We start from the raw sequence: 25,301 nt of genomic DNA, 5'->3' as shown, positions 1-25,301 counted from the left end.
GCGCGTGAATGGAGTGATTATCGTTGATTCCCGCCGCCTGCGGCGAGCCATGTGTGACGGGCAGCATCCCAGGTTACGGCGTCCTACAATAGCGGTTATCTTCCATGTCGCTGGGCGAGTGGCGCCGAGCGCTTTGACTGCGGTAATGTCTATGAGCTTATTGAACGCACTGGAATCGTTGCTGGGCCCGGAACATGTGCTGACCGGTGACGATGCCGAACCTTATCTGCACGACTGGCGCCGTCGTTATCGTGGTGCCGCGCTGGCGGTCATCCGGCCGGCTAGCGCCGAGCAGGTCGCGCAGGCCGTGCGGCTCTGCGCCGAGCACGGCGCGCCCGTGGTGCCTCAAGGCGGCAATACCGGTTTGTGCGGCGGCGCGACGCCGGACCAAAGCGGTCAGGCAGTACTGCTGTCCACGGCCCGATTGAATAAGATTCGTGCGATCGATACCGATAACGATACGATCACCGTCGAGGCGGGTTGCATTCTGCAAACGGTCCAGCAAGCCGCGGCCGATGCGGGTCGCCTGTTCCCCTTGAGCCTGGCGGCCGAGGGCAGCTGCACCATCGGCGGCAATCTGGCGACCAATGCAGGCGGCACCCAGGTGCTGCGTTATGGCAACGCTCGTGAGTTGGCGCTGGGGCTCGAAGTCGTGACCCCGCAGGGCGAGCTCTGGAACGGTCTGCGCGGTCTGCGCAAGGACAATACCGGCTACGATCTGCGCGACCTGTACATCGGTAGCGAAGGCACCCTGGGCATCATCACCGCGGCAACGCTCAAGCTCTATCCCAAGCCCGTGGCCTCGTGCACGGCGCTCTTGGCTTTGGATACCATCGATGCGGCGGTAGAGTTGCTGTCGCGTGCGCGTGCTGGGTTTGGCGCTTCGCTCACAGGCTTCGAGTTGATGGCGGGCGATTGTTTGCAAACCGTCGTGCAGCTCTTTCCCCAACAGCGCTTGCCGTTCGAAGGCGATTCCGCGGCGTCGCCGTGGTTCGCGTTGCTGGAGCTTTCCGATAGCGAAAGCGAGGCGCATGCGCGCGAACGTTTCGAGAGTGTGCTGGGCGAGGCGATCGAGGCAGGCATCGTCACCGATGCCGCCATCGCGGCCAATGTCGCGCAAAGCCGCGCCCTGTGGCATTTGCGTGAAAGCATTCCGCTTGCCGAGGCCGAGCAAGGCAAGGGCGTCAAACACGACGTATCCATTCCGATCTCGCGCATCGCGCATTTCGTGCGCACGACCAATGCGCTGCTGCAAGCGCGGTTCCCCAATGTGCGCAATGTTGTGTTCGGCCATCTGGGCGATGGGAATCTGCACTACAACGTGGCGCGCGCGCCCGGACAGACCGAAGCCGACTTGCTTGCGCTGCAGCAGGACATCTATGACATCGTCCATCGTAGCGTGATGGAGCACGATGGCTCGATCAGCGCCGAGCATGGTGTCGGTCAGCTCAAGCGCGACGAACTCCCGCACTACAAGAGTGCACTGGAGCTGGAGTTGATGAAACGCATCAAGCGCGCGCTCGACCCGGTCGGGTTGATGAACCCGGGCAAGGTCCTGCAGGCTTGATGGCGATAGGCCGGCGGCAGAAGCCGCCGGCCCGAAGGCCCCGCAGCGCTGCGGGGCCGGAAGCGGAACGGCGAATTAACGGGCGGGCAGCACCGTGCCGGACGACTCGCCGAAAGCGATGCGGGGATAGCCGGGCTTGTGGCATTGCGCGCGGATGATGATTTGATCGCCATCCTGCAAGAACGTGCGCTGTTCGCCCCATGGCAGGGTGATCGGCGATTTGCCGCCCTGAGTCAGTTCGAGTAGCGAGCCCAACTCGCCCGGATTCGCGCCCGACAGCGTGCCCGTACCGATCAAATCCCCTGGCTGCAGATTGCAGCCATTAACCGTGTGATGCGCGATCAACTGCGCCACATTCCAGTACGCATCGCGGAAGTTGCTGGTCGATAAATGCGCGGGCGCCTGCTGTGCGGCGCGCGAGGCTTCGGTAGTCATCAGCACTTCCATCTGTACGTCGTACGCGCCCTGGGCGCGATTGGCTTCGGACGACAGATAGGGCAGCGGCTGAGGCTCGCCTTCGCCACGGGTAAAGGGGATGCGGAACGGTTCCAGGGCCTCGAACGTCACTACCCACGGCGAGATCGTCGAGGCGAAATTCTTCGAGAGGAAGGGGCCCAGCGGCTGATACTCCCACGCTTGAATGTCGCGCGCGGACCAGTCATTCAGAATGCACATGCCAAACACATGTTCATCGGCCTGATCCAAAGTCACGCGGTCGCCTTGCGCGTTGCCCGTTCCCACAAAGATGCCCAGCTCCAGCTCATAATCCAGACGCTGGCACGGACCGAATTGCGGCACGCCGCCTTCGGCTGCGGGGCGCGTCTGGCCGACCGGGCGCGGGAACGCTTGATTGACGCCCACGCTGGAGGCGCGCCCGTGATAACCAATCGGCACCCATTTGTAGTTCGGCAGCAGGGGATTGTCCGGGCGGAACTGTTTACCCACGTTGGTTGCGTGATGCACCGAGATATAGAAATCGGTGTAGTCCCCGATGCGCGCCGGCGTGGTGAATTCGGCCTCGGCCTGCGCCACCAGCAGCGGCTCGATGGTCGCTTGCAGCGCCGAGCCCGTGCGTAACGCACGCGACAGCGCCAATCGCAGCGCGCTCCAATGCGAACGACCCAGCGCCATCAAGGCATTGAGGCTATCGCCCTGGCAGGCAGCGAGCGCTTGCGCGGCCTGTCCTTCGAACACGCCGGCTTTTGCCAACGCCGCCAGATCCACGATGCGGTCGCCGATCGCCACACCTGGACGAAAGGCCTCTTGAGAGCCGCGCCGGCGGAACACGGCATACGGCAGATTCTGCACCGGGAATCCCGTGGCGTCATTGTTGGCACTGGCGACCCAGCTGGTCAGGGTGGCGTCGTGAGTTTCGTTCAGAGTCGTCATGAGTTCGCGGTTCAGTTAGGCTTGGCCGGGTTGAAATGCTTTTGCAGCCCTTGCCAGCATTGGTAGTAGTCTTTCTGCAGTTGCTCGCTCGCCAGCGCTTGCGCGGTGGGGCGGATCACGCGGCGTGTCTCGAACATGAACGCCATCGTATCCCGGATGTAGTGCGCTTGCGAGGTGTCCGCGGCGCTTGCCTTGGCGAAAGTATCAGCGTCTGGGCCATGGCCGCTCATGCTGTTATGCAAGCTCGCGCCGCCAGGGGCAAAGCCCTCTGCCTTGGCGTCATACACGCCGTGAATGAGGCCCATGAACTCGCTGGCCACATTACGGTGATACCAGGGAGGTCGGAAGGTGTGTTCCATCGCCAGGATACGTGGCGGGAATATCGCGAAATCCATGTTGGCCGTGCCCGGGGTGTCGGAGGGTGCGGTCAGCACCGTGAAAATCGACGGGTCGGGATGGTCGAAGCTGATGGAACCGATCGTGTTGAAGCGGCGCAGGTCGTATTTATAAGGGGCATGCGTGCCATGCCAGGCGACGACGTCCAGCGGCGAGTGGTCGATCGACGCACGCCAGAAGCCACCCGTGAATTTGGCGATCAGTTCGAAGTCGCCTTCGACATCCTCGTACCAAGCTACAGGGGTTTGGAAATCCCGTGCATTGGCCAGACAGTTCGAGCCGATCGGTCCGAGCTCCGGCAGCCGTAGCGCGGCGCCGAAGTTTTCCAGCATATAGCCGCGCGCTTGCCCATCGGGAAGTTCGACGCGGAATCGCACGCCGCGCGGGATGACGGCGATTTCCTGCGGTTCGATTTCGATGATGCCGAGTTCGGTCGCCAGGCGCAGGCGCCCTTGCTGCGGCACGATCAACATTTCGCCATCGGCGTTATAGAAAAAACGGCCTTGCATGCTGCGGTTGGCCACATAGAGATGGATGCCGACACCGCTATGCTCGTCCGGTGCGCCGTTGCCGCCCCAGGTTTGCATCCCTTCGATGAAATCGGTGGGCGCTTCGGGAATGGGCAATGGGCTCCAGCGCAGCTGATTCGGGGTGACGGGGCCAGCGCCAAAATGACTGAGCCAACGCGCCGCGCCCTCGAACGGTTCGAACGGCAAGTGCTGCACGCCAGGACGGATGCGATAGAGCCATGAACGACGGTTCTCGGCCCGCGGCGCGGTGAAAGCCGTGCCCGACAATTGCTCCGCGTAAAGACCATAGGCGCACCGTTGCGGGGAATTCTGTCCGACGGGTAGCGCGCCGGGCAGCGCCTCGCTGGCCCAGTCGTTGCCAAAGCCGGTTTGATATTGCAAAGACATGAGGTCGTCTCCTGTCGCGCCGATAGTAGGCCGACGGCCCGTGCGCGCTGTACAGAAGCCATTTTCGACAAAAATCCACCCCTCGGCTATGGGAATAGGAAAATATCGACTATAAGTTTGGTGAATACCAGAACCGGATACAGGCCGACGCGTTATGGCGGAATTACGCAATATTGATTTGAATCTGCTTGTGGTCTTTCAGCATTTGCTGCAAGAGCGCAATATCTCTGCGGTCGCGAGACGTCTGAACCTGTCACAGCCCGCGGTGAGCAATGCGCTGCGGCGCTTGCGCAGCGCGCTGGGCGATGAACTCTTCGTGCGTACGGCGCAAGGCATGCAACCCACGCCGCATGCTGAACGTCTGGGTGGCCCGGTGGGTGAGGCCTTGGCGCTGTTGTCCCATACCCTGGACGCCACGCATGACTTTCGGCCAGAGGAGAGCCGCCGGCGATTTCGGATCGCTATGACTGACGTAGGGGAAATTCATTTCATGCCACGTCTGGTCAAGGCTTGCAGCCGGCAGGCGCCCGGGGTGCGCATTGATTCACTGCGGCTCACAGGCACCGATTTGCGGCGGGAGATGGACGCCGGGCACGTGGATCTGGCGATCGGCGCGTTCGACGACTTGGGCAGCGGGTTTATGCAACGCATGTTGTTTCGCCAGGGCTATGCCACGCTCTTTCGTCGCGGTCATCCGACGGCCCACGAGGGGATGAACGTCAAAGCCTTTCGCGCCGAGCGGCATCTCGTGGTGTCGCGCGCCGCGCCTCATGGGCAGGTAAATCAATCCCTGGAACGCGCAGGCGTGAAACTGGACGAGCATTTCAGCGTGCCGCATTTCTCGGCAGTGCCTTATATCGTCAGTACCACGGATCTGTTGGCGACGGTGCCGCGCAAATTGGCGGACACGGTGGCCGCGCAATTCCATTTAGGTCTGTTCGCGCCACCGATACGGATACCGGCCCTGCAGACGAATCTTTACTGGCATCGACGCTTCCATCGCGATAGCGGTAATCAGTGGCTGCGCGCGCTCATGGTCGATACGTTTGTCGAGGAGAACTGAAGCGGAATTTGTTTATCAGCTCTTCGGTTATTTCTACGGCAGGATCGCGCGCCTTGCGCGCGCTAGCGCGTCGTGAATGATCTCCATGTCGCCAATGTGATTCGCCAGTAGCAACACCAGCGCGGCATTCATCTCCGCGCTTTGTTCATCACTGAGGCCCTGATGCGTTTCTATCAGCGTCTGATAGAACGCATCCGGCGATGCAAGATTCGGCTCTATGTTCAATGGCATAGCGGTCCTCTTTAGGCTTGGCCGAGTGCGCGTCGCAGCGCGCGGACGATGCGCTGCGACTCCACTTCGCGTCCACGCGCGGCGATATGCTGATCCGGGCGTATCAGATACCAGGTGCCCGGGCGCGCGTCGTAGCGTTGCGCGAGACAGCCTTCATGATCATGCACCGAGGTAAAGTCTGTCGCCGAGGAAGCGGTGACCGTTGCCGTGGCAACGAGTACCAGTTGAAGCGGCATGGGACTGTTTTGCGCGATCTCCCGCAACGCGTCGAGTGTGGACACGGGTAGAGCCTCGTCATGAAACAGCGCCAGCACGAAGCGCCCATCCAGCATCGATAACCACCAGGCGTCGTGATGCCGCGCGTCACGCACCGGCGCATCCGACGCTGGCGCTCCCGGCACCATGCGTCCGGCATATGATTCGTGCTCGCTATCCGGCGTATTCAGTGGCGAATCCGCATACACGCTTGGCAGGGATAAGCGCCCGCTATTGACCAGGCCGCGCGCAAAGGGGTGCTCTCGCGCCAGGCGCAGCGTGGCATTGCGAAAATGCCGGCTCACCGCGCATTTAGGCGTAATAAAGTCGGTCGACCGCGTGGAGTTCAGCAGGTTCTCGTCGGCGGCGGCTTCGCGTTCCGAGGCATAGGTGTCCATGAGCGTATCGGGCGCAATGCCCTCGAGCACGGCGGCCAGCTTCCACGCCAGATTATCGGCATCTTGCACGCCGCTATTGGCGCCCCGCGCGCCGAACGGCGATACGCGATGCGCGGCATCCCCCGCGAACACCACGCGCTGATGCCGGAACGTGTCCATGCGTTCGCAGGCAAAGGTATAGACGCTTGCCCATTGCAACTCGAACGGGGTGTCCGCGCCTAGCAGTGCGCGAATACGCGGCAACACATTGGCGGGCTTTACCGCCTCGGCGGGATCCGCATTCCATCCCAGCTGAAAATCGATACGCCAAACGTTGTCCGGCTGTCGGTGCAACAACACCGATTGATTCGGATGAAACGGCGGATCAAACCAAAACCAGCGTTCAGATGGAAAGCTCGCCGTCATCTTGACGTCGGCAATCAGGAACCGGTCTTTGAACACCCGGCCATGGGCTTCCTGGCCCAGCATCTTGCGGATGGGCGAACGCGCGCCGTCGCAAGCGATCAGCCACTGCGCGCGCAGCGTATAGGGGCCATCCGGTGTGTCCACCCGCAGCGTCGCGCCATCTGGCTGCGTGCTCACATCTACGACCTTATTTTTCCAGCGCAGATCGATCAGCGGGTGTTGCGCCGCGGCCTCATACAGAAAGCCTTCGGCGTAATACTGCTGCAGATTCACAAAGGCTGGTCGGCGATGTCCTGGCTCGGGCAATAGATCGAATCGCCAGACTTCCTCATCGCGGAAAAAGATTTTGCCGACGTTCCACGATACCCCCTTGCTGGTCATGCGTTCGCCCAGGCCCAGGCGGTCCCAGATTTCCAGCGTGCGTTTGGCGAAACAGATCGCTCGCGACCCCGTGGATAGCTTGTGATCGTCGTCGAGCAACACGACGCGCACGCCGCGTTGCGCCAGATCCAGTGCGGCGGTCAGGCCCACCGGACCCGCGCCAACGACAACGACGGGATGGGTCGCGGGCGTGGCGCATTGTTGGTCCGCATGCGGACAATAGGCGAATTCCAGCGCCTGATAGTCGGTCTCGGTCACGCTAGTCTCCTGTGACGAGCGCCATGCTCGCCACAGGCCGTCGCCGGTCTCTCTGACGGAAACCGTACGCGGCCTTTAACGGGTCGAATTCAGAGTCGGGGCAGGGCGCTCAGCCCTCGAGCTGTCTCCACATCTCGATGTCGCGTTTGTCGGTCCAGATTCGCGGGTCATCGTAGCCTGTCGCCTCATCATAGGCGCGCGACACGTCGAACGGCATGCAATGATCGAAAATCACCCAGTCGCTATAGCGCGGCTGCATGAAGTCATAGACCTCCCGGTAAATCGTCTTCAGGTCCTTGCCCTCGGCGACACCGCGATTGACGGCGCCATAGAGGTCCGTCAAAAACGCCCGGGTGCCCGCCAGGCCTTGCCTGACTTCGGTGGCGCTCTTTAGCGCCGGGCCACGGCCGGGCACCATTTTCTCTGCTTCGAAGCGCGCCAACGCGTCCAAGGTCGTGGGCCAGTCGCGGAAATAGGCGTCGCCGCAATAGGGTGTGGATTGATATTCCACCAGGTCGCCCGCGAATAGGATTTTTTGCTCGGGCAGCCACGCAATGGTATCGCCCTTGGTATGGCCGCGACCGACTTGCAGCAGGTGCACCTCCAGGTTGCCGAGGTTCACCGTCATGGCGCCCTGGAACGTCATGGTTGGCCATACCAGCCCGGGCGGGATGGATTCGACATTGCGGAACAGGCGCGGGAAACGTCCGATTTCGCTGGCCTTGTCCTGCTCGCCGCGCTCGGCGATCAGATCATAGGTATCGCGGCTGGCGAGGATTTCTTGCGCGTTGTAGGCCGAGGCGCCAAATACCCGTACGGCATGGTAATGAGACAGCAAAATATATTTGATCGGCTTGTCGGTGACTTCGCGGATGCGGCGGATGACATCTTGCGCCATTACCGGAGTCGCCTGTGTGTCGATCACCATGACGGCGTCGTCGCCGATGATCACGCCGGTATTGGGATCGCCCTCGGCCGTATAGGCATAAGCGTTATCCGACAGCTTTTCAAAGGACACGACCTTGTCGCTCAGGTCGCCTTGCGAGGCGAATTGCTTGCTCATTTTGTCTCCGGACTTGTATTGGACGTCGGGCGTTCGCCCTGAAGCCCCCAATATAGATTCTGATTTGTTTTTGTGCAATACGTTCGTTATTAACGAATACCAGATGCACGCTGAGCGCGGGTAGGGCGTTCACTTCCTGGTGCGAGCGGCGATGACCCAGCGTTAATGAAGAGAGCGGTTATCGCACAGGCCCTCTGCAGTGCAGCCAGCGAACTATTGATCGGATATCAACGACGCTGGCAGCGCGGGCAGTAATACGTCGCGCGTTGGCCTTGCACCAGGCGCTTGATCGGCGTGCCGCAAACCCGGCAAGGTTGACCATGCCGTTCATACACCTTCGCGTGAATCTCGAAATAGCTGCCGGGCTGCCCGGTCGCGCCCACATAGTCGCGCAGCGTACTGCCACCCGAAGCCAAGGCGTCCGCCAAGGTGGCACGAATACTGTCGGCCAGCCGAGTGCAGCGCGCAAGCGAAACCCTCCCCGCAGGCGTGCGCGGGTCAATGCCCGCGCGAAACAAGCTTTCCGAAGCGTAAATATTGCCCACGCCGACCACGGCGTCACCCGCCAGCAACGCCTGCTTGACCGCGACGTTGCGGCCTCGAAATTGCTGATGCAGCCAGTGACCATCGAACCGGGGATCGAATGGCTCTATGCCCAGCTTGGCCAACAGAGGATGCGCGATGATGGGACCATCGCTGGCGGGATGCCATAACACGGCGCCGAACCGGCGCGGGTCATGCAGCCTCAGGGTGGCATGCTCGAACACCCAATCGACATGGTCATGCTTGCGAGGCGCCTCGTCCACAGGCACACTGCGCAGCGAGCCTGACATGCCAAGATGCACAATCTGGGTGCCATGCTCGAAGCGCAACAGCAGGTATTTACCGCGGCGCGCGCATTCCAGCACGGTGCGGTTAGTGAGCAGCTCAGGCAGTTCGGCCGGAATGGGCCAGCGCATGCGGGACTCGCGCACCACCAGATGGCGCAGGGTCCTGCCAGTGATCACGGTATCGATACCGCGACGTGTAGTTTCAACTTCAGGGAGTTCCGGCATTAGCCAGTGTAAGATGGGCAAACGTGTACAGATGATTGTGCCATTAACCGGGCGGGTCGTGTGAAGTCGTCATTGAAATCAGTTTCTTTTCTCACTGCGGTGCTCGCGTTGACAGTCGTGGGGATGCAGCCGTTGGCGCTATCCGCGGCGGAAGTCGTTCCCGGCGACGCGACCGGACCGCGCATCGTCAAACAGCCGCGCGCACCCGAGACGCAGGTGATACGGCTGCGTGCCGGGCAACTGCCCTATGTGACCCTGACGGGCGATATTTTCTTTCGGCTGATGGCCTCCGAGATTGCCGCCCAGCGCGGGATGTACGACACGGCGGCCTCCACTTTGTTGAGCTTGTCCCAGGAAACCGGCGACCCCCGGCTAGCGCGCCGCGCGCTGGAATTCCAGCTGGCCGGCGGCGACTTGCGCGGAGCGCTGGAGGCTGCCCGCATGTGGTCGCGTCAGTCGCCTAGCGATGTCGAAGCCAGTTCCACCGAGCTGGCTCTGGCCGCCGCCAATGGTGAAACCGCTGGTTTGTCCGCTGCCCTGCGCAGCAGGATAGAGGCGGCCCCCAACAAGCCCGCGGCGATTGCCCAAGCCATGGGCGTGCTTAGCCGCCTGAACGATCGTCGCCTGGCGTTGCGGATTCTCGAAGAGTCCTTCAGCCCTGCCGTGCGCAAGCTGCCGGAAGCCCATATGGCGCTCGCCGATGTGGCGGCAGCCGCGGGCGACGACGCGCGTGCCGTCGCCGAAGCACGCCTGGCCTTGCGTGCCGATCCGAAGTCCGAGGCGGCCGCGCAGCGCGTGTTGGAATACGGCGCTCGCGTCGATGCGGATCGCGCTCAGAAAGACGCGCGGGCTTATCTGGCGAAGTATCCCGATGCCCGCAAACTCCAGCTGGCGTTAGCCGGCATGCTTGCGGACAAGGGCGACTACGATGGCGCGTTAAAAGAACTGCGGGCGATGTCGCGACGCGCGCCCGAGGATTTCGATCTGCTGTTCTTGCAGGCTCAGCTCGCCTACAAGGCCGATCGCAAGGACGAATCGCGCCGTCTGCTGCAGGAATATCTGGACGTCCAGAACCAGCGGCAGGAGTCGATCGCCGCGGGCGCCAGCGATGCGGGCGCGGCCGAGGCGGATGCCCGCATTCTGCTCGCGCGCATTGCCGAGGATGAAGGGGAACTTGACGAAGCCATCGCGCAACTCGCTCAGATCGACGATGCGTCGCTGCGTTATTCCTCGCAGATGCGCCAGGCCGTGCTGCGCGCAAAGCAAGGCCGTTTGCAGGAAGCGCTAGCGATGGTAGATAGCGCACAGCCCAATGACGAGGACGATCAGATTCAAGGCGTGCTCACCAAGGCGCAACTCTTGCGCGATGCGGATCGCCTGGACGAAGCGGTCAAGCTGCTCGAAGCGGCCAATCAAGCGCAGCCCGACACCGTCGAGATCAAGTACGAGCTTGCCATGCTGTACGAGCGGCAAGACCGCTATAAAGAACTGGAAAAGCTGCTGCGCGAGGTCATCGCGTTGGATCCGGATCATGCGCATGCCTTGAATGCACTGGGCTACACCATGGCGGACCGGAATGATCGTCTGCCAGAAGCGCTCGATCTGATCACTCAGGCGATGGAGCTGCTGCCGAACAATCCGTTCATTCTGGATAGTATGGGCTGGGTGAAGTACCGCATGGGCGATATCCCGGCGGCCGCCGACTACCTGGATCGCGCGTATGCGCTTTTGCCCGAGCCCGATATCGCCGCGCATCTGGCCGAAGTGTTGTGGAAACAAGGACAACGCGAGCGCGCACGCGAACTGCTGCAGACGGGCTTTAAGAAAGACCCCAAGAATCGCACCTTGCTCGATACCGCTAAGCGTTTAGGCATCGCGCTGGGAGGCGATAAATGAGGGCAGTGTCCAAACTGTGGCGCGTGTGGCTGGCCACCGGCGTATGCGCGTTGACGGCGGCTTGCTCGAGCGTGCCTAAAGCGCCCGGGATGGCTGGCGATCAGACCTTTACGCGGCATGGCCGTTTTGCCATTACCGTGAGCGAGGCAAGCGGCGAACAGCAGGCCGTGCAAGGCGGCTTCGATTGGCAAGATGATGGGCAACGGTATCGGCTGGATCTGATCAGCCCGTTGGGTTCCATTCAAGGGCGCGTCGAGGGCAGTCCTGGCATGGCGACCTTGACCAAGGCCGACGGTTCCGTGCTACAGGCCGATGGCCCGGACGCGCTGGCCGAAGAAGCCTTGGGTGGACCGGTGCCCGTGTCGTATCTGCGTGACTGGATGCGTGGACGCGTGTCCAATACGGCCACGCAGATCACGCGTGACGAAGCGGGGCGTCCCGCTTCGTTCGAACAAGACGATTGGCAGGCGCGGTTGTCGCGTTATGACGCGCAAGGGCCTGGGTTATTGGTATTGCAACGAGCGGAGCCGGGGCGCCGAATCACGGTGCGTTTAGCGGTCGATCAGTGATGATGTTGTATGACGTGCCGGCGCCGGCCAAGCTGAATCTTTTTCTGCATGTGGTCGGACGCCGTGAAGATGGATATCACCTGCTGCAGACGGCATTTCGCTTTATCGACCTCTGCGATACGCTGCATTTTGAATTGCGCCATGACGGACGCATCGAGCGCCTGACCGATTTGCCCGGCGTACCCGCCGAGCAAGACTTGGTGGTGCGTGCCGCGCGATCCTTGCAGCGCGCCACGGGCACCTCGTTGGGCGCCAATATCTCGCTGGAAAAACGCATTCCGCAGGGCGGAGGGCTGGGCGGCGGATCGAGCGATGCGGCTTCGACGCTGATCGCCTTGAATCGCCTCTGGAACACCGGGCTGTCGCGTCAGGATCTGATGGCGCTGGCATTGCCCCTAGGTGCGGATGTGCCCGTGTTCGTGTTTGGTCAGTCCGCCTTCGCCGAAGGCGTGGGCGAGAAATTGACTGCGCTGGACTTGCCGGCGGCCAGCTATCTGGTGGCGCAACCGGACAGCAGTGTGCCCACCGCAAATATTTTCTCGGATCCTGACTTGACAAGGGATTCTTCTTTAGTCACAATAGCGGACTTTCTTGCTTCACAAAGTTTTGGTGCCGGTTACACCGAGCAGTCAGCACCAAGGTTTTTTGGCAGAAACGACTTGGAGCCGGTAGTTTATCGGCGCTACCCAGAGGTTTCTCAGGCGGCGCAGTGGCTAACGGCACGTGGTTGCCACGTGCGTATGTCCGGGTCTGGTGCGTGTCTTTTCGCCCAGTTCGCGACAACAGAACAAGCCGTTTTGAAAGAGCAAGAAATTCACGCTACAATGCGCGTCGCTAGTGAATTTGCTAGCGAAACGCAGAAAGGGTTTCGGTTGATTAGGGTATGTCCCGGATTAGTTGAACACCCGTTGCGGAACTGGATTGCAAGATAGTTGGGGAGTCGCCAAGCTGGTTAAGGCACCGGATTTTGATTCCGGCATGCGAAGGTTCGAATCCTTCCTCCCCAGCCAAAAATTCATAAAAAAGCTGTTGAACGCGCCTGTCAGACACTGGCCTCGGTTCAGCAGCTTTTTTTTATTTGCCGCATTTTTCGGCACGTCTGTACGCAAAGTAGTACACGTTTTCGCGTCCTAACCGACCATCGCAGCAGCTTCCATCATGGCAAACGACAGCTTCATGATCTTCACCGGCACGGCCAACACCCGTCTGGCCGTTGACGTAGTAAACCATCTTGATATGTCTCTCGGCAAAATGACCGTAGGCCGATTCTCCGATGGCGAGGTGATGGTCGAAATCAACGAGAACGTGCGCGGCAAGGATGTGTTCGTGCTGCAGCCGACCTGTGCGCCGACCAACGACAACCTGATGGAAATCATGGTGATGGTCGATGCGTTGCGCCGTGCGTCGGCCGGCCGTATCACCGCCGCCATCCCATATTTCGGTTACGCCCGCCAGGACCGCCGTCCGCGTTCGGCGCGCGTGGCGATCTCGGCCAAGGTCGTGGCCAATATGCTGCAGGTCGCAGGCGTCGATCGCGTTCTGACGATGGACCTGCACGCTGACCAGATCCAAGGTTTCTTCGATATTCCGGTCGATAACATCTACGCCGGTCCGATTTTGCTGGGCGATATCTGGCGCCGCAATTTCTCGAACCTGGTCGTGGTGTCTCCGGACATCGGCGGCGTGGTGCGTGCCCGTGCGCTGGCCAAACAGCTCGAAGCCGACCTGGCGATCATCGACAAGCGTCGTCCGCGCGCCAACGTCTCTGAAGTGATGAACATCATCGGTGAAGTCGACGGCCGTACCTGCATCATCATGGACGACATGGTCGACACCGCCGGCACGCTGTGCAAGGCCGCCCAGGCGCTGAAGGACCGTGGCGCCGGTGCGGTTTACGCCTATTGCACGCACCCCGTGTTGTCCGGCGGCGCCATCGACCGCATCGAGGCCTCCGAGCTCGACGAGCTGGTGGTGACCGACACCATTCCGCTGTCCGAACAGGGCCAAGCCAGCAAGAAGATCCGCCAGTTGTCCTGCGCGGCCTTGCTGGGCGAGACGATCCTGCGGATTTCCAACGCGGAATCGGTCAGCTCGCTGTTTACTGACTGATTCCTCAGTCCGAATCTGAATCCCCCCGTCTGCTGGTCGCGGCAGGCGGGCGATAACACGGTACGCATGTCGCGCACCGTGTAATTAACCGGTAGTTTCACGACTGCCTGATTGTCTGGAGTTATCCATGAAATTCAATGCCACTGCGCGTAGCGTCCAGGGTTCGAGTGCGAGCCGCCGCCTGCGCCGCGCGGGCCGCGTTCCCGCCATTGTTTATGGTGGTACGGCTGCCCCGCTGAACATCGAACTCGATCACAACGAAATCTTCCACGCCCTGCGCAAGGAAGAATTCCACGCTTCGATTCTGCAAATGGAATTGAACGGCAAGCAAGAACCCGTTCTGCTGCGTTCGGTTCAATGGCACGCCTACAAGCCGCAAGTCCTGCACGTTGACTTCCAGCGCGTGGACGCCAGCCAAGCGCTGACGACCAAGGTGCCCCTGCACTTCATCAACGGTGAGCAATCGCCCGCCGTGAAGCTGAGCGGTGCCATCATCAGCCAGATTCAAACCGAGCTGGAAATCACCTGCTTGCCGTCCGCTCTGCCGCAATTCATCGAAGTCGACCTGAGCAACCTGATCGGCGGCGCTTCGATTCACCTGGCCGACATCAAGCTGCCCAAGGGTGTGACCTACGTTGCACACGGTGGCGAGGCCAACCCCTTGCTGGCTACGGCCGTGACCAAGGGTGGCGCTGCTGACGCCGCTGAAGGCGACGCTGCAGCCGAAGCCTAAATTCGCGCCTCCGACGACAGTCGGATCGTGTCTGAACCCTGCGTGTGCGCGAGCATTCGCGGGGTTTTGTTTTTTGCGAGCGGCGGTGACGGCCCCGTTCCCCTATAGAATCCCACCATGTCTAACGCCATCCGTCTCATCGTGGGGCTCGGTAATCCGGGTCCCGACTACGAAAACACGCGCCACAATGCCGGCTTCTGGCTGGCTGACCATCTGGCCGATGATCTGCGCGCCAATTTCAATCTGGAAAAAAGCTTCTTTGGCTTTGTGGCCAAGGCGCGGCACAGCGGCGAGAACGTGCTGCTGGTCAAGCCGATTACCTATATGAACCGCTCGGGGCAGTCGGTGGGTGCGTTGGCGCGGTTCTACAAGTTGCTGCCTGAAGAGGTGCTCGTGTTGCACGACGAGCTCGACCTCTTGCCTGGTCAAGTCAAGTTAAAGCAGGGTGGCGGGCATGCGGGCCATAACGGCTTAAAAGATATTCAGGCGGCTCTAGGCAGTCCGAATTTCTGGCGGCTGCGCATGGGCATCGGGCATCCGCGCACATTGGGGCTGGCGCAAGAGGTTGCGGATTTTGTGCTGCATCCGCCGCGCCGCGAGGAACAGACGCAGATCGATGAGGTCATCCGGCGTTGCCGCGTCGTGGTGCCTTTTATGCTGGACGGCGATTTCGAGCGCGCGACACGCGAGCTGCATAGCGGCAATACGGCCTGAGTACGATGCAGTCCTCTACCAGCAAGCCGACGTTTAAGCAGGAGTTCGCGGATTTCTGGCGCTTTATCAAGCGCCCCGATCTGCGACGCCTGCCGGGCCGACGCGCGGCCAGTGGGCTGGGCAGCGATTGGTGGCCTGGCGTGCCGCTGCGTCGTGTGCTGGCTTGGGCGGCGGTTCTGTGGCTGCTCAACTTTGTTTTGCTCGGCCCGTTGGCGGTGTTGGCTGCCACCTCGGGTGGCGCTTCGCATCGGATGGACCCCGCGATGTTGCCGTGGTTTACCGCGGTAGTGTGGGCGCCGTTTGTCGAGGAAATGCTGTTTCGCTATGGGCTGCGGCGACCGCGTCAGGCCTTGTGGCTGTGCCCGGCCATGCTGCCACCCTTGTTATGGGGCGCGCAGGGGTGGACTTTTGCCTGGTTGGCGGTGGTGGTGGCCTTGGCGTGTCTGCCACTGCGCGCGGGGCGTCTGAAACGCTCCGGCTGGCGCATGGACTGGCGGCGCTATTACCACTGGAAATTCCCGCTGGTATTTCATCTGTCGGCGATCACGTTTGCCGCTGTCCACTTACATAACTTCCGCCTCGCCGACACCGCGTATTGGATGCTGCCCCTGCTAGTGCTGCCGCAGTGGTCCGCGGGATTGGTGGTCGGCTGGATGCGCGTACGCCGTGGCATAGGCGCCGCGATTCTGCTGCACGGGTTTTTCAACGCCGGGCCCTTGCTAATCATCTCGCTGGTCTTAAGTCAGAACGCATAACTGCGGTGCGCATGGGAGAGCACCCAAACGCTCCCGGATCTGTCGCTATAATCGGTAGTAACAATCAATATCATTTACGTTTGAGTGGCGGTCCCTCGCCGTTTTTCCTCTGCACAAGGAGTACTACCGCTGTGAAATCCTGGATTCTGCTGGCCGGCTCGATCATGGCCTCGTTCTCGTCGCATGCCTTTGAATTGCGCCATGGGGAAGGAGCCTTGACGGATCCTGCCACGCCACGACTGGAGCTGCCTGCCACGCCGAAGAAGATAGTGACCTTCGATCTCGGCGTGCTCGACACCTTGCACACGCTGGCTATTCCCGTGATCGGTGTACCGAAATCCACGTATGAAGGCGATCTGGCCGATTTCAACAAGGCGACTGTCGTCGGCACCTTGTTCGAGCCGGATTATGACGTGCTCAAACAATTGCAGCCTGAGTTGATCTTCGCTGGCGGCCGCAGCGCCAAAGCCATCCCCGAGCTGGAAAAGATCGCACCGACTGTCAGCTACACGGGCGATCCGCGCGCTTTTCTAGATTCCGTTCGCGCGAGCGCCAAGGCGATCGGTACGGCGTTTGGCAAAGAGGCGCAAGCGCAGGCCGCGCTGGCCAAGCTCGATGGCACGGTGGAAAAACTGCACGCCGCCAACAAAGGCAAGAGTGGCTTGTTCCTGTTTACGATCAACGGCAACGTCATGACGCATGCACCCGGCGATCGTTTTGGCTATGCCTATGAATTGTCCGGTTTGAATTCGGTGCTGCCGCCGTCCGATCCGAATGCGCCGGCTCAGCCGCGTCCGGAACCGGGCTCGGAAGCCGCCAAGGCCGCTGCTGCCAAGCGTGCCGAAACGCTGGCCACTGCGTTAAAGGCTGATCCGGACTGGCTGATTGTGCTGGATCGCGGTGCCATTAACGGGGGCAAGAAGACTGCCGCCGAGACGCTGGCCAAGCATCCCGAAATCAGCCAAAGCCGTGCCTTCAAGGAAGGCCGTGTGTATTACGCCGATCCGAACGGCTGGTATGTGGTGACGACCGGATTGGCGAATCTGCAAACCATCACGGACGATATGCTCAAGGCCATGAATTAGGCGCGTCTCGCGCATTTGGCTGCCCCGGCATGCGGGGCACCTAAAAAACAGCGGACTGGGTGTCCGCTGTTTTTATTTAGAACGTGTAGACCAGCCCCAGGCTGATCACCGGGTACCAGCGTGCCTCGTTTGCCTTGTCACGAACCGCGCGTTCGTGATCGTCGATTTGTTCTTGGACTTTTGGAAAACGGGTAACGTCGATGGCGGTCCGTGGTTCCGCGCTGACCCGGGCGCTTCCTTGATACAGGACACCGAGGTCGGCGGCAAAACTAAAACCTTTCTCTGTCACCTTGTGGTATCCGATCCCGAGATAAGGGGCGAAGGGTGCGTATTTCACTCGCGTATTGAGATCCACATACGTCTCACCGTGAACGCGCCTCCCATGGTTGACCTTGGTCGAATATGTAATATCCATGGGACCGGCCGAGCGTATCTGATTGTCATTCCGATACAGACCGGCCGTGATATGAAAGCCATTGTTCATCGGGTAGTAATCAAACAGAAGGCCGAGGGACCGCAGCTTGACATCGGCATCGTATTTCACTTTGTCGATGGTAAACGATGTATTGAAGCTAAACTGATTCCACGCGCCCCGCACGCTGAAATCATGGTCGCTGCGATAGCCTAGCTGACCGCTTAAACCCAATGTACTGACTTGGGGGGATACGAACCATGTCGACGCAGAGGTCGACAACGGAGACAGCGCGAGCGCCGTCAACGTTGCACAGCACCAACGCACACCACTCCTAGCGGTTTTCATCTGGACTATCCACTATTAGGTTAGAGCCAGTTAAGTGAAATTACTCGCCGGTAAGTTCCACAAAATTTCTCATTTTGTGAAATATATTTCTAGGTCAGGTGCTGGCGTCTACTGAGCCAGTCGACGCCAGCGCGATGCGCATGAGTTCTTGAAATCCGTGTCTGGGGTCGATAAACTCTGCGCCCCTTCTCGCCATTTGCTCCTATGACCCGGCTACAGACGAACCCAGTCGAAATTGTCTCTCCGACCACCCTGGCCCCGGATGCGGCAAATCCCTGTCTGAGCTGCGGGGCCTGCTGCGCGCATTTCCGCGTGTCTTTTTACTGTGGCGAAGTCGCCGGTGAAAATGGAGGAATCGTCCCATTCGAGCTCGTGCGGCCTATCAGTCCACTACGCGTCTGCATGGCGGGCACCGAAACGGGCGGCGGGCGTTGCGTCGCGCTGCGCGGAGAGTTGGGCCGTCCGGGCATTCACTGCGATATCTATAGCGTCAGGCCCACGCCTTGTCGGGAATTCGAAGTGTGGCAGCCAGACGGATCCGTCAACCCAGATTGCCAGGGGCTGCGCGCAAACCTCGGTTTGCCGCCTATTGCCCCGCGTCCCGACGCTGAAAATGACCCGAATGGGCCTGCCACGCCTTTGCAGCCTGCCGCGGCATAGAACTTGCCACTTACGCTCGACCCTGTTGTTGTCGCGATGTCGCCGTCGCGGGTAAAGTCGAAGTCTCCCCCATAATGGTTGATGACTCCGGCGCCCGTGGCCGGGTGACGCATCGGCCCAGGCGGGTCCAGGCAAAGGAAGAGTGGTCATGACGCGTACGAAGAAGCTACTTATCGGTCTGGGCGCTGCAATCGTTGTGCTTGCGGCTGCGGTGGTCATTGCCGTTGCACTGTTCGATTGGAACTCCCTCAGGCCGACCATCAATGAAAAGGTGTCCAAGGCGATTGGCCGGCCCTTCGCCATCAATGGCGATCTGACTGTACAGTGGCGTCGCCCCGCCGATACGCCAGGGTGGCGCGGTTGGGTGCCATGGCCTTACGTCACAGCCAATGATGTCACGGTGGCCAATACCGACTGGGGTCAGCCGCCGCGGATGGCATCGTTAAAGCGCGCGGAATTCACGGTTTCTCCGCTGGCGCTATTGAAGCGCTATGTCGTTATTCGCCAAATCCAGCTCACGGGGGCGGATGTGCACCTGGAGCGGCTCAAGGACGGTCGCACGAACTGGGAATTCGCCTTTGATGAGGGAGATGGCGAGCCCTCGCCATGGCTGGTCGATATAGATCAAATCGGTTTCGATCAGGGGAACGTGTCCTATCGCGACGAGATTCTGTCCGCAGGTCTGCGCGTACAGATCGATCCTTTGGGCAAACCGATACCTTATGCAGCGATCGCGGGGGACCAACGCGCCGAAGGCAAAGGTGCGGCGTCCGTCGCGAATGACGGCGCGCAGGTGCAAGAAGACTATGCCTTTGGGCTGAAAGTCGAGGGCAGCTATAAAAAACAAGCTGTCAAAGGCGAAGGGAAAATTGGCGGCGTGCTGGCGCTGCGCGACGCCACGCGCCCTTTCCCGGTGCAGGCCGATGTGTCCATTGGTCCGACGCGTATTGCTGGCACCGGCACATTGACCGACCCCGCCAGTTTGGGCGCCCTGGATCTGCGCCTGGAGCTATCGGGCAAGAGCATGTCGGACCTTTATCCGCTGATCGGCGTGACCTTGCCGGATACGCCTGCCTATGCGACCGATGGCCACTTGGTGGCGCTCTTGCAAGAGCCCGAAGGCGCGGTGTATCACTATCGAGGGTTCAATGGCCGCGTGGGCCGCAGCGACCTGCATGGCGACTTGACCTATCGTGATAGCGAACCCCGGCCCAAACTCAGCGGCGAATTGACGTCGCGTCAGCTGCGCATGGTTGATCTCGGACCGCTGATCGGTGTCGACACTGACGATAAAAAGAATGCCGGAAAAAAGGACGAAGGCAAGAAAGGCCGGCAAGACAAAGTCCTGCCGACGCAAGAATTCCGCACCAATCGCTGGCGCGATATGGACGCCAATGTCGCGCTGAAAGCCGAGCGCATTATCTACGACGAGAAATTGCCTATCACCAAAATGAATGTGCATTTCGTGCTCGAAAATGGCCATCTGACACTGGACCCATTGCGCTTCGGTTTCGCCGGCGGCACGATCGACGCCAACATCAAGCTCAATGGGGCGAAGACTCCGATGGACGGCCAGGCGAAAGTCGCCATACGGGGCTTGCGCCTGAAGCAACTGTTTCCCGATGTCGAAGCCATGCAACGCGCCTTGGGGCAGCTAAACGGCGATATCGCCTTGACTGGCACGGGCAACTCAGTCGCGGCCTTGCTGGGTACGGGTAATGGCGACACGCGATTGATCGTCAATGATGGCGTGATCAGTCGCGGCTTGATGGAAATTGCCGGCCTGAATGTGGGTAGCTACGTCGTCACTAAGCTGTTTGGCGACGAAGAGGTCAAAATCAATTGCGCGGCCGCCGATCTGCAAATGAAGCAGGGCGTCATGACGCCCCGGGTGTTTATCTTCGACACCGAGAATGCGATCGTGCAGGTACACGGCGACGTGAACTTCAAGAACGAAACGCTGGATCTGGATATCGATCCGGAGAGCAAAGGCATCCGGATCTTTTCGCTGCGTTCGCCGTTGTACGTCAAGGGCACGTTCGCGGACCCGGATGCAGGGGTGCAAGTGCTGCCACTGGCCGCACGTGGCGCGGGAGCCGTCGCGCTTGGTGTCCTGCTCACCCCAGTAGCCAGCCTGTTGGCGCTCGTCGCCCCTAGCTCAGGCGAAGACGACGCCAAGTGTGGCACTTTGATGAAACAGATGCGTGAGCCCGAAAAGAAACCGTCTGGAAAAGGGGAGCCTGCCAGGAAATAGGGGGCCGGCGACTGTGATTTGTGCAAATTTTCAGAACCTCGTATAATTCTTCCTCTCGATTGCTGGCGAGTATTTAAGCGCCTGGCGATACGGGCTGTTAGCTCAGTTGGTAGAGCAGCGGACTCTTAATCCGTAGGTCGAGTGTTCGAGCCACTCACAGCCCACCAGAATATCGAAAAAACACCGCGATTCGTCGCGGTGTTTTTTTTGCGCCGGCCTTTGGTTCTAGACGGCGCGTAACCCATGTTCGTATGACAGTACCGCGTCGAAACCAGGCGCAACCCGGTCCTACGCGCCCGCGGCGTGCTCACGGAACCAGCGCGCCGTGCCATCGTCAGCCGGAAAGAACGATTCGATCCGTAGCTCGTGCACAGTCACATCGTGCGGCGTGCCCATGGTGGCAATGGAAGTGAACAAGTTCAGCGCCACTCCATCCTTTCGAATCTGCATCGGTAAGAAGGGTAGCGCGCGCGCATCGAGGTTGGGCAAGCGGGTCGTTTCGCCGATCTCCGGCAATGCGATCAGTTCATCAAGCAGGCTCGCCGCCTCGCTCCCGAGGCCGTCGCTCATCGCTTCACGCTGGATCCAATGCAGCAGGTCAGCGCAGACGTCTTTCCAGTTCAGCAGGTGCTGGCGAACACCATTCGGATCGAGCATCAGTTTCAGCACATTGACACCCTCGCGTGGCAGCGGGGTGTCGTTCGGCATGTCGAGCAGCCAGCGCATCATCATTGTCGCCGGCGCATTGGCCATCACGAGATTCCACAGCCGGTCGACCACCAACGCTGGATAGGGGGCGTGCTGGGTCAGCATGAAATCCAAGGCCTGTTTCACGGCGGACAGTTCCGGGTCCGACAGCCGGCCTTCCCGATAGGCTGGCGCGTAGCCTGCCGCCAACAGCATCACGTTGCGTTCGCGCAGCGGGATGTCGAGGACGATTCCAAGTTTCAGAACCATCTCGCGGCTCGGCTGCGAGCGCCCGCTTTCGAGGAAGCTGATGTGACGCTGCGAGATACCGCTCTCGCTCGACAACCGAAGCTGGGTATAGCCACGCTTGTCACGCCAGTAGCGCAATGCCGTGGCGAAATCGGCAAAGTGGCGGCTGCCGCGCGCACTCAGCCGGACCGGATCTTGTTGGTCCATGTTGTCTCCATGCTGACTAACTGCCACGCGACACGTTTACCTTCAAGATAGCATCTTGCCAAGGAGACCGCTGATCCGTTTGATGCGACCGCGCGGCGCCAGAAGGGTGTTCTCGGTGCCAGCCACCGGGGCACGGCGCCGGCGGGACCGGCAATGGGTATCCCGGTCACTGCGCGATTGGAATTACGCCAGCGGATGACATACAACGCGATTACCTCCGACGTCATCGACGCAGAGGATCGCGCGGTCGACAATGGCATCACATCGCCGCAATGCATCGCGCGTTGCGCACCTGTCAGTGCCGTTATCTCGGGAGTCTGTCATGCCAGCTTATGCCGTCGCCATCCTTTCCGAAACGCACCTGAACGACGAGATCCGCGCCTATCTCGAGCGAATCGACTCGACACTACAACCGTATGCAGGGCAATTCATTATTCATGGGGGGCCATATATTTCGTTGGAGGGCGAGCCGACAGCAGACTTGATTGTCATCCAGTTTCCCGATATGGAGCATGCATCACGCTGGTATGACTCACCAGCCTACCAGGCGATAAAACCGTTAAGGACGGCAAGCAGCGATGGGATAGTGTTTCTTGTCCGGGGCGTGCCGACCGACCACCGCGCTATGGATATCCTTGCTTGATCGCTGGAGCACGATGTGCCCCAGCTCATCCTCGCTCAGGGTCTTGATAAGTCAATGCCGGTTTGACGTGGGTTCAATCTCGGTAGAGTTCACGAGTCATCGCTGCGGCGGTTCTGGTGTCCTTGAGATCGAAGGCCCGTCGGAGCGCGGTATCGAATTTGGCTCCCATTAGTTCCAGGTTCGTTCGAATGTCGCTGGGCCGCTCATCATCGCTGAGCTGGTAGGTCAGCATCAGCGCCGTGTGAACGTCTACGTCCAACTGGATCAAACGCCCCGCCGCTTCGTAACGGTGTTCCGACAATAATGTCAGCAGTGCTTTGGGTCCGTTTGCTTTCATCTCGAGCAGCTTCTTTAGCAAATCTTGATCGTTGCTTCGAGCCGCCTGAATCAATGCGCCTACGCCGTCCGTCACGGCGGGAATGAGCGCGCGTGCGGTTTCCTCATCGCGTTCGTCCGTGCTTTTGAGCAGATGCACGAGCGTCCGCGCGGAAGCGTCATCGTTGTTGGCTAACAAGCGGGCCAGGAGTCGATCCCCCGCCCTTACGCAATCTAGCAGTGCTTTGGGGACATCCAAGCCGGCGTTGATCAAGGTGCGCAGGCCTTCCTTCGCCTTTGATTGGCTGTGCAGCGATCTTAAAACGACAAGCGGGGTGACATTGGGGAGCATCGAGGCGACCTCAATCGCGTCCCCTTTAATCGCTGCCGTTAAGAGGGTCTGGAGGACCGAATGATCTGTTGAGAGAACCTGCCTGCTGGTGTTTTCCTCGGCTAGCTTGGCGCTTATCTCTTCGGGCAGCGTCGACGAATCCGCACCTGCCGCAATTAATAGCTTTAACGCAGCCAGTTCTGCATTGTGATCGCGGCCGTACAACTGGCTCAGGGTGGTGTCCAGCGCATATGAGGTGCGCACACCGGCCGCCATCAAAGTCTTCGCCGCCGCCAGATTACCGTTTTTGGCGCACCGGTATAGGAGTTGTTCCGCCTGTGACGGACTCGTAGAGATCAGTAATTTTATGGTGTCGATATAGCCTCTTGTTGCCAGCGTCTCCCAGCCGTCGTGCAAATGGTCTTTCTCGGCGCTTAGCGCGATTATTTCCTTCAGGCATGCCGTATCTTCCTTTTCGGCCAGTTTCAACAAAGCTGTCGTATCCGCAACCTCTCTAACAAAAATGTCAGCCGCGGTCATATCTTCGAAAAGTGTGAAGCGCGAATGCGTTCTAATGGTCGCTTCACCGACGCTTTTCACTAAACTCAGCAACGCTGGCGTGATCTCCGCTCCCCGCATCACGACATCCAAAGGATGTTTTTTATGTATTTGTGCGGAAATCTCGGTAAATATTTCTGGAAAAGCATACGCCCTGTCTCTTTGAGCGCCCAGCAAAAGCAATGGCGCGAATGCAATGACTAAATCATCGGGATCAAATGCATCCGCTGCAAAACCGAGTGCGTCCGAAGCGTCGGCGTTTTGCGCCGTTATGAACTGCAGGGCTCGAGCTTTTAGCGATGGGTCGTCCTTGTATGCCGCGATGATTGCCAGCGTCCTGTAGGGGACGGCGCCGGCATCGATCAACAGCTTGGCAGTTTCCGTATGACGATGTATTACCGCCTCTCTTAGTGCCCTGGAGAGGCCTGTCGTCGCCTTGGCCTCGAGAAACACCTTGATTACGTTCGTATGACCGCCCTGGGCAGCGTACTCCAGGGCCCTAGGCAGGTAACCTGTTGCGCCGACTTCGAGCAACGCTTTGACCACGTCCGCATGGCCGTTTGTTGCTGCCCCTATCACTGCTGGGGACAGGTCGGTTTTAGTGCCGGTGCGAAGCAATGCCTGAACTATTTCCGCATGACCATGTGCTGCCGCGATGTCCAACGCTTTCGGTAAGTATGCCGTCCCGCCTGCGTTGATCAACTTCTTGGCTATGTCTGTATGACCACACTCCACCGCATAAGTCAGCGCTTCGGACTTGATCGCCTTGGTGCCGACCTTGATCAACGGTTCGATGATGTCGGCAGGGGTTGTTCTTATCAGTTTTTCCACGGACGCGCCGGCCTCGAGCAACCGCTTGAATACTTCGAGATGCTGATCGCTTTTCGCGGTAAACCTTAGCGCTAGGGAAGGGTTATATTTCTTGTTAAGGTCGATCAATGCCTCGTATACCTCCTCCATTTGATCGAAGTCCGCTGCATGCGCTAGCGCCTCCGGCAGGCCCTCCCGGGCTCCGGCCTTGATCAAGGCGTCGAGCAAAATGAGGTTATTTTTTCGGGCAGCATCCATGATGAAGGTGTTGCCGCAGGAATCTCTGCGATCGAGTAGATCGCTGTCCCACTCATGATAGACGAGAAGATCCAGGGCGATCCTATCGCTGCTTGTCAGAAAAGCCGTGCTGAGATAATCCAGGCCTACTTGGTCGAGGTGTTCCCGGCGTTTTTCCCTGGTCGCGGGCAACAGGTTCGTGAAGGCCTGCAAATTGTCGTCACGTATAGCCTGCGAGATATCGTCCGTGGCGGTCCTTGAATTGGCAGGCCAACTGTCTGTTGGCGACGATGGCGACGAACGGGAATAGGGTTGGTTGTACATGGACCGCTTCCTCAGGTAGGGTGGTAA

Annotated in this window: 21 protein-coding genes, 2 tRNA genes and 1 pseudogene; 15 read left to right on the top strand and 9 right to left on the bottom strand. The window is 60.0% G+C overall.

All coding sequences use genetic code 11. From position 1 onward, the window contains the following. The first annotated feature begins 151 nt into the window (after positions 1 to 151). The gene (locus tag GOQ25_RS01585; RefSeq protein ID WP_160348684.1) at positions 152 to 1,567 is read left to right on the top strand and encodes an FAD-binding oxidoreductase; all 1,416 of its coding nucleotides are present in this window, start codon (positions 152 to 154) and stop codon (positions 1,565 to 1,567) included. Between the two features lie 75 nt (positions 1,568 to 1,642). On the opposite strand, the gene fahA is transcribed toward GOQ25_RS01585, so the two are convergent. After that, positions 1,643 to 2,956, bottom strand: coding sequence for a fumarylacetoacetase (fahA, locus tag GOQ25_RS01580; RefSeq protein ID WP_160348683.1), 1,314 nt, complete (start codon positions 2,954 to 2,956; stop codon positions 1,643 to 1,645). 11 nt (positions 2,957 to 2,967) lie between these two features. Continuing rightward, positions 2,968 to 4,269, bottom strand: a complete 1,302-nt coding sequence (gene hmgA / locus GOQ25_RS01575) for a homogentisate 1,2-dioxygenase (RefSeq protein WP_160348682.1) — start codon at positions 4,267 to 4,269, stop codon at positions 2,968 to 2,970. Between the two features lie 154 nt (positions 4,270 to 4,423). On the opposite strand from hmgA, the gene GOQ25_RS01570 reads away from it, so the two are divergent. Further along, positions 4,424 to 5,332, top strand: coding sequence for a LysR family transcriptional regulator (locus GOQ25_RS01570; protein ID WP_160348681.1), 909 nt, complete (start codon positions 4,424 to 4,426; stop codon positions 5,330 to 5,332). 33 nt (positions 5,333 to 5,365) lie between these two features. On the opposite strand, the gene GOQ25_RS01565 is transcribed toward GOQ25_RS01570, so the two are convergent. The 4 genes from GOQ25_RS01565 to mutM form a co-directional block, all read right to left on the bottom strand. Continuing rightward, positions 5,366 to 5,563 carry a DUF2783 domain-containing protein gene (locus tag GOQ25_RS01565; protein ID WP_160348680.1) on the bottom strand — a complete coding sequence of 66 codons (198 nt, stop codon included), beginning with the start codon at positions 5,561 to 5,563 and terminating at the stop codon, positions 5,366 to 5,368. 11 nt (positions 5,564 to 5,574) lie between these two features. After that, the gene (locus tag GOQ25_RS01560; protein WP_160348679.1) at positions 5,575 to 7,260 is read right to left on the bottom strand and encodes an FAD-dependent oxidoreductase; all 1,686 of its coding nucleotides are present in this window, start codon (positions 7,258 to 7,260) and stop codon (positions 5,575 to 5,577) included. Between the two features lie 109 nt (positions 7,261 to 7,369). After that, complete coding sequence (locus GOQ25_RS01555; protein ID WP_160348678.1) at positions 7,370 to 8,323, bottom strand: MBL fold metallo-hydrolase; 954 nt, start codon at positions 8,321 to 8,323, stop codon at positions 7,370 to 7,372. Between the two features lie 227 nt (positions 8,324 to 8,550). Then, on the bottom strand, positions 8,551 to 9,378 hold the full coding sequence (gene mutM, locus GOQ25_RS01550) for a bifunctional DNA-formamidopyrimidine glycosylase/DNA-(apurinic or apyrimidinic site) lyase (protein ID WP_160348677.1): 828 nt from the start codon (positions 9,376 to 9,378) through the stop codon (positions 8,551 to 8,553). Between mutM and GOQ25_RS01545 the strand changes: the two are divergent. The 9 genes and pseudogenes from GOQ25_RS01545 to GOQ25_RS01505 all read left to right on the top strand — a co-directional run bounded on the left by GOQ25_RS01545 (position 9,377) and on the right by GOQ25_RS01505 (position 17,239). Beyond that, positions 9,377 to 11,274: pseudogene (locus tag GOQ25_RS01545) on the top strand (tetratricopeptide repeat protein). The gene mutM and the pseudogene GOQ25_RS01545 overlap by 2 nt on opposite strands. Beyond that, entirely contained in the window at positions 11,271 to 11,843 is a 573-nt protein-coding gene (lolB, locus tag GOQ25_RS01540; RefSeq protein ID WP_160348676.1) for a lipoprotein insertase outer membrane protein LolB, read from the top strand. The pseudogene GOQ25_RS01545 and the gene lolB overlap by 4 nt, the downstream one beginning before the upstream one ends. Beyond that, positions 11,843 to 12,775 (top strand): 4-(cytidine 5'-diphospho)-2-C-methyl-D-erythritol kinase, encoded by a 933-nt coding sequence (gene ispE / locus GOQ25_RS01535; protein WP_160348675.1) that lies wholly within the window; start codon positions 11,843 to 11,845, stop codon positions 12,773 to 12,775. The genes lolB and ispE overlap by 1 nt, the downstream gene beginning before the upstream one ends. A 1-nt stretch (position 12,776) precedes the next feature. Beyond that, a tRNA-Gln gene (locus tag GOQ25_RS01530) sits at positions 12,777 to 12,853 on the top strand. 148 nt (positions 12,854 to 13,001) lie between these two features. Then, a complete protein-coding gene (locus GOQ25_RS01525; protein WP_160348674.1) occupies positions 13,002 to 13,952 on the top strand; it encodes a ribose-phosphate pyrophosphokinase in 951 nt (316 codons plus the stop codon). A gap of 127 nt (positions 13,953 to 14,079) precedes the next feature. Then, on the top strand, positions 14,080 to 14,685 hold the full coding sequence (locus GOQ25_RS01520; RefSeq protein ID WP_160348673.1) for a 50S ribosomal protein L25/general stress protein Ctc: 606 nt from the start codon (positions 14,080 to 14,082) through the stop codon (positions 14,683 to 14,685). Between the two features lie 117 nt (positions 14,686 to 14,802). After that, complete coding sequence (pth, locus tag GOQ25_RS01515; RefSeq protein ID WP_160348672.1) at positions 14,803 to 15,399, top strand: aminoacyl-tRNA hydrolase; 597 nt, start codon at positions 14,803 to 14,805, stop codon at positions 15,397 to 15,399. A gap of 5 nt (positions 15,400 to 15,404) precedes the next feature. Beyond that, a complete protein-coding gene (locus GOQ25_RS01510) occupies positions 15,405 to 16,154 on the top strand; it encodes a type II CAAX prenyl endopeptidase Rce1 family protein (protein WP_160348671.1) in 750 nt (249 codons plus the stop codon). Positions 16,155 to 16,285: 131 nt separating this feature from the next. Next, on the top strand, positions 16,286 to 17,239 hold the full coding sequence (locus GOQ25_RS01505) for an ABC transporter substrate-binding protein (RefSeq protein WP_370519860.1): 954 nt from the start codon (positions 16,286 to 16,288) through the stop codon (positions 17,237 to 17,239). Positions 17,240 to 17,315: 76 nt separating this feature from the next. Here GOQ25_RS01505 and GOQ25_RS01500 read toward each other — a convergent pair whose 3' ends face one another. Then, complete coding sequence (locus GOQ25_RS01500; protein ID WP_160348670.1) at positions 17,316 to 17,999, bottom strand: hypothetical protein; 684 nt, start codon at positions 17,997 to 17,999, stop codon at positions 17,316 to 17,318. 204 nt (positions 18,000 to 18,203) lie between these two features. Between GOQ25_RS01500 and GOQ25_RS01495 the strand changes: the two genes are divergently transcribed. The 3 genes from GOQ25_RS01495 (at position 18,204) to GOQ25_RS01485 (ending at position 21,080) form a co-directional block, all read left to right on the top strand. Continuing rightward, positions 18,204 to 18,659: a YkgJ family cysteine cluster protein gene (locus tag GOQ25_RS01495; RefSeq protein WP_160348669.1), complete on the top strand. Its 456-nt coding sequence runs from the start codon at positions 18,204 to 18,206 to the stop codon at positions 18,657 to 18,659. Positions 18,660 to 18,807: 148 nt separating this feature from the next. Beyond that, a complete protein-coding gene (locus GOQ25_RS01490; protein WP_160348668.1) occupies positions 18,808 to 20,913 on the top strand; it encodes an AsmA family protein in 2,106 nt (701 codons plus the stop codon). Positions 20,914 to 21,004: 91 nt separating this feature from the next. Then, positions 21,005 to 21,080 (top strand) — tRNA-Lys (locus tag GOQ25_RS01485). A 121-nt stretch (positions 21,081 to 21,201) separates the two neighbouring features. On the opposite strand, the gene GOQ25_RS01480 is transcribed toward GOQ25_RS01485, so the two are convergent. Next, complete coding sequence (locus tag GOQ25_RS01480) at positions 21,202 to 22,056, bottom strand: helix-turn-helix domain-containing protein (RefSeq protein ID WP_160348667.1); 855 nt, start codon at positions 22,054 to 22,056, stop codon at positions 21,202 to 21,204. Positions 22,057 to 22,378: 322 nt separating this feature from the next. Between GOQ25_RS01480 and GOQ25_RS01475 the strand changes: the two genes are divergently transcribed. Beyond that, the gene (locus GOQ25_RS01475; protein ID WP_160348666.1) at positions 22,379 to 22,699 is read left to right on the top strand and encodes a DUF1330 domain-containing protein; all 321 of its coding nucleotides are present in this window, start codon (positions 22,379 to 22,381) and stop codon (positions 22,697 to 22,699) included. Between the two features lie 73 nt (positions 22,700 to 22,772). Here the strand turns inward: GOQ25_RS01475 and GOQ25_RS01470 are convergent, their stop codons facing one another. Then, positions 22,773 to 25,274, bottom strand: coding sequence for an ankyrin repeat domain-containing protein (locus GOQ25_RS01470; protein ID WP_160348665.1), 2,502 nt, complete (start codon positions 25,272 to 25,274; stop codon positions 22,773 to 22,775). Between the last annotated feature and the right edge of the window lie 27 nt (positions 25,275 to 25,301).

It is taken from the genome of Bordetella sp. 15P40C-2, assembly GCF_009763235.1.
In the GTDB taxonomy this organism is placed as follows: domain Bacteria; phylum Pseudomonadota; class Gammaproteobacteria; order Burkholderiales; family Burkholderiaceae_B; genus Bordetella_A.
Note: the sequence above shows the minus strand (reverse complement) of the source record. Positions and strands in the feature narration are given on the sequence as shown.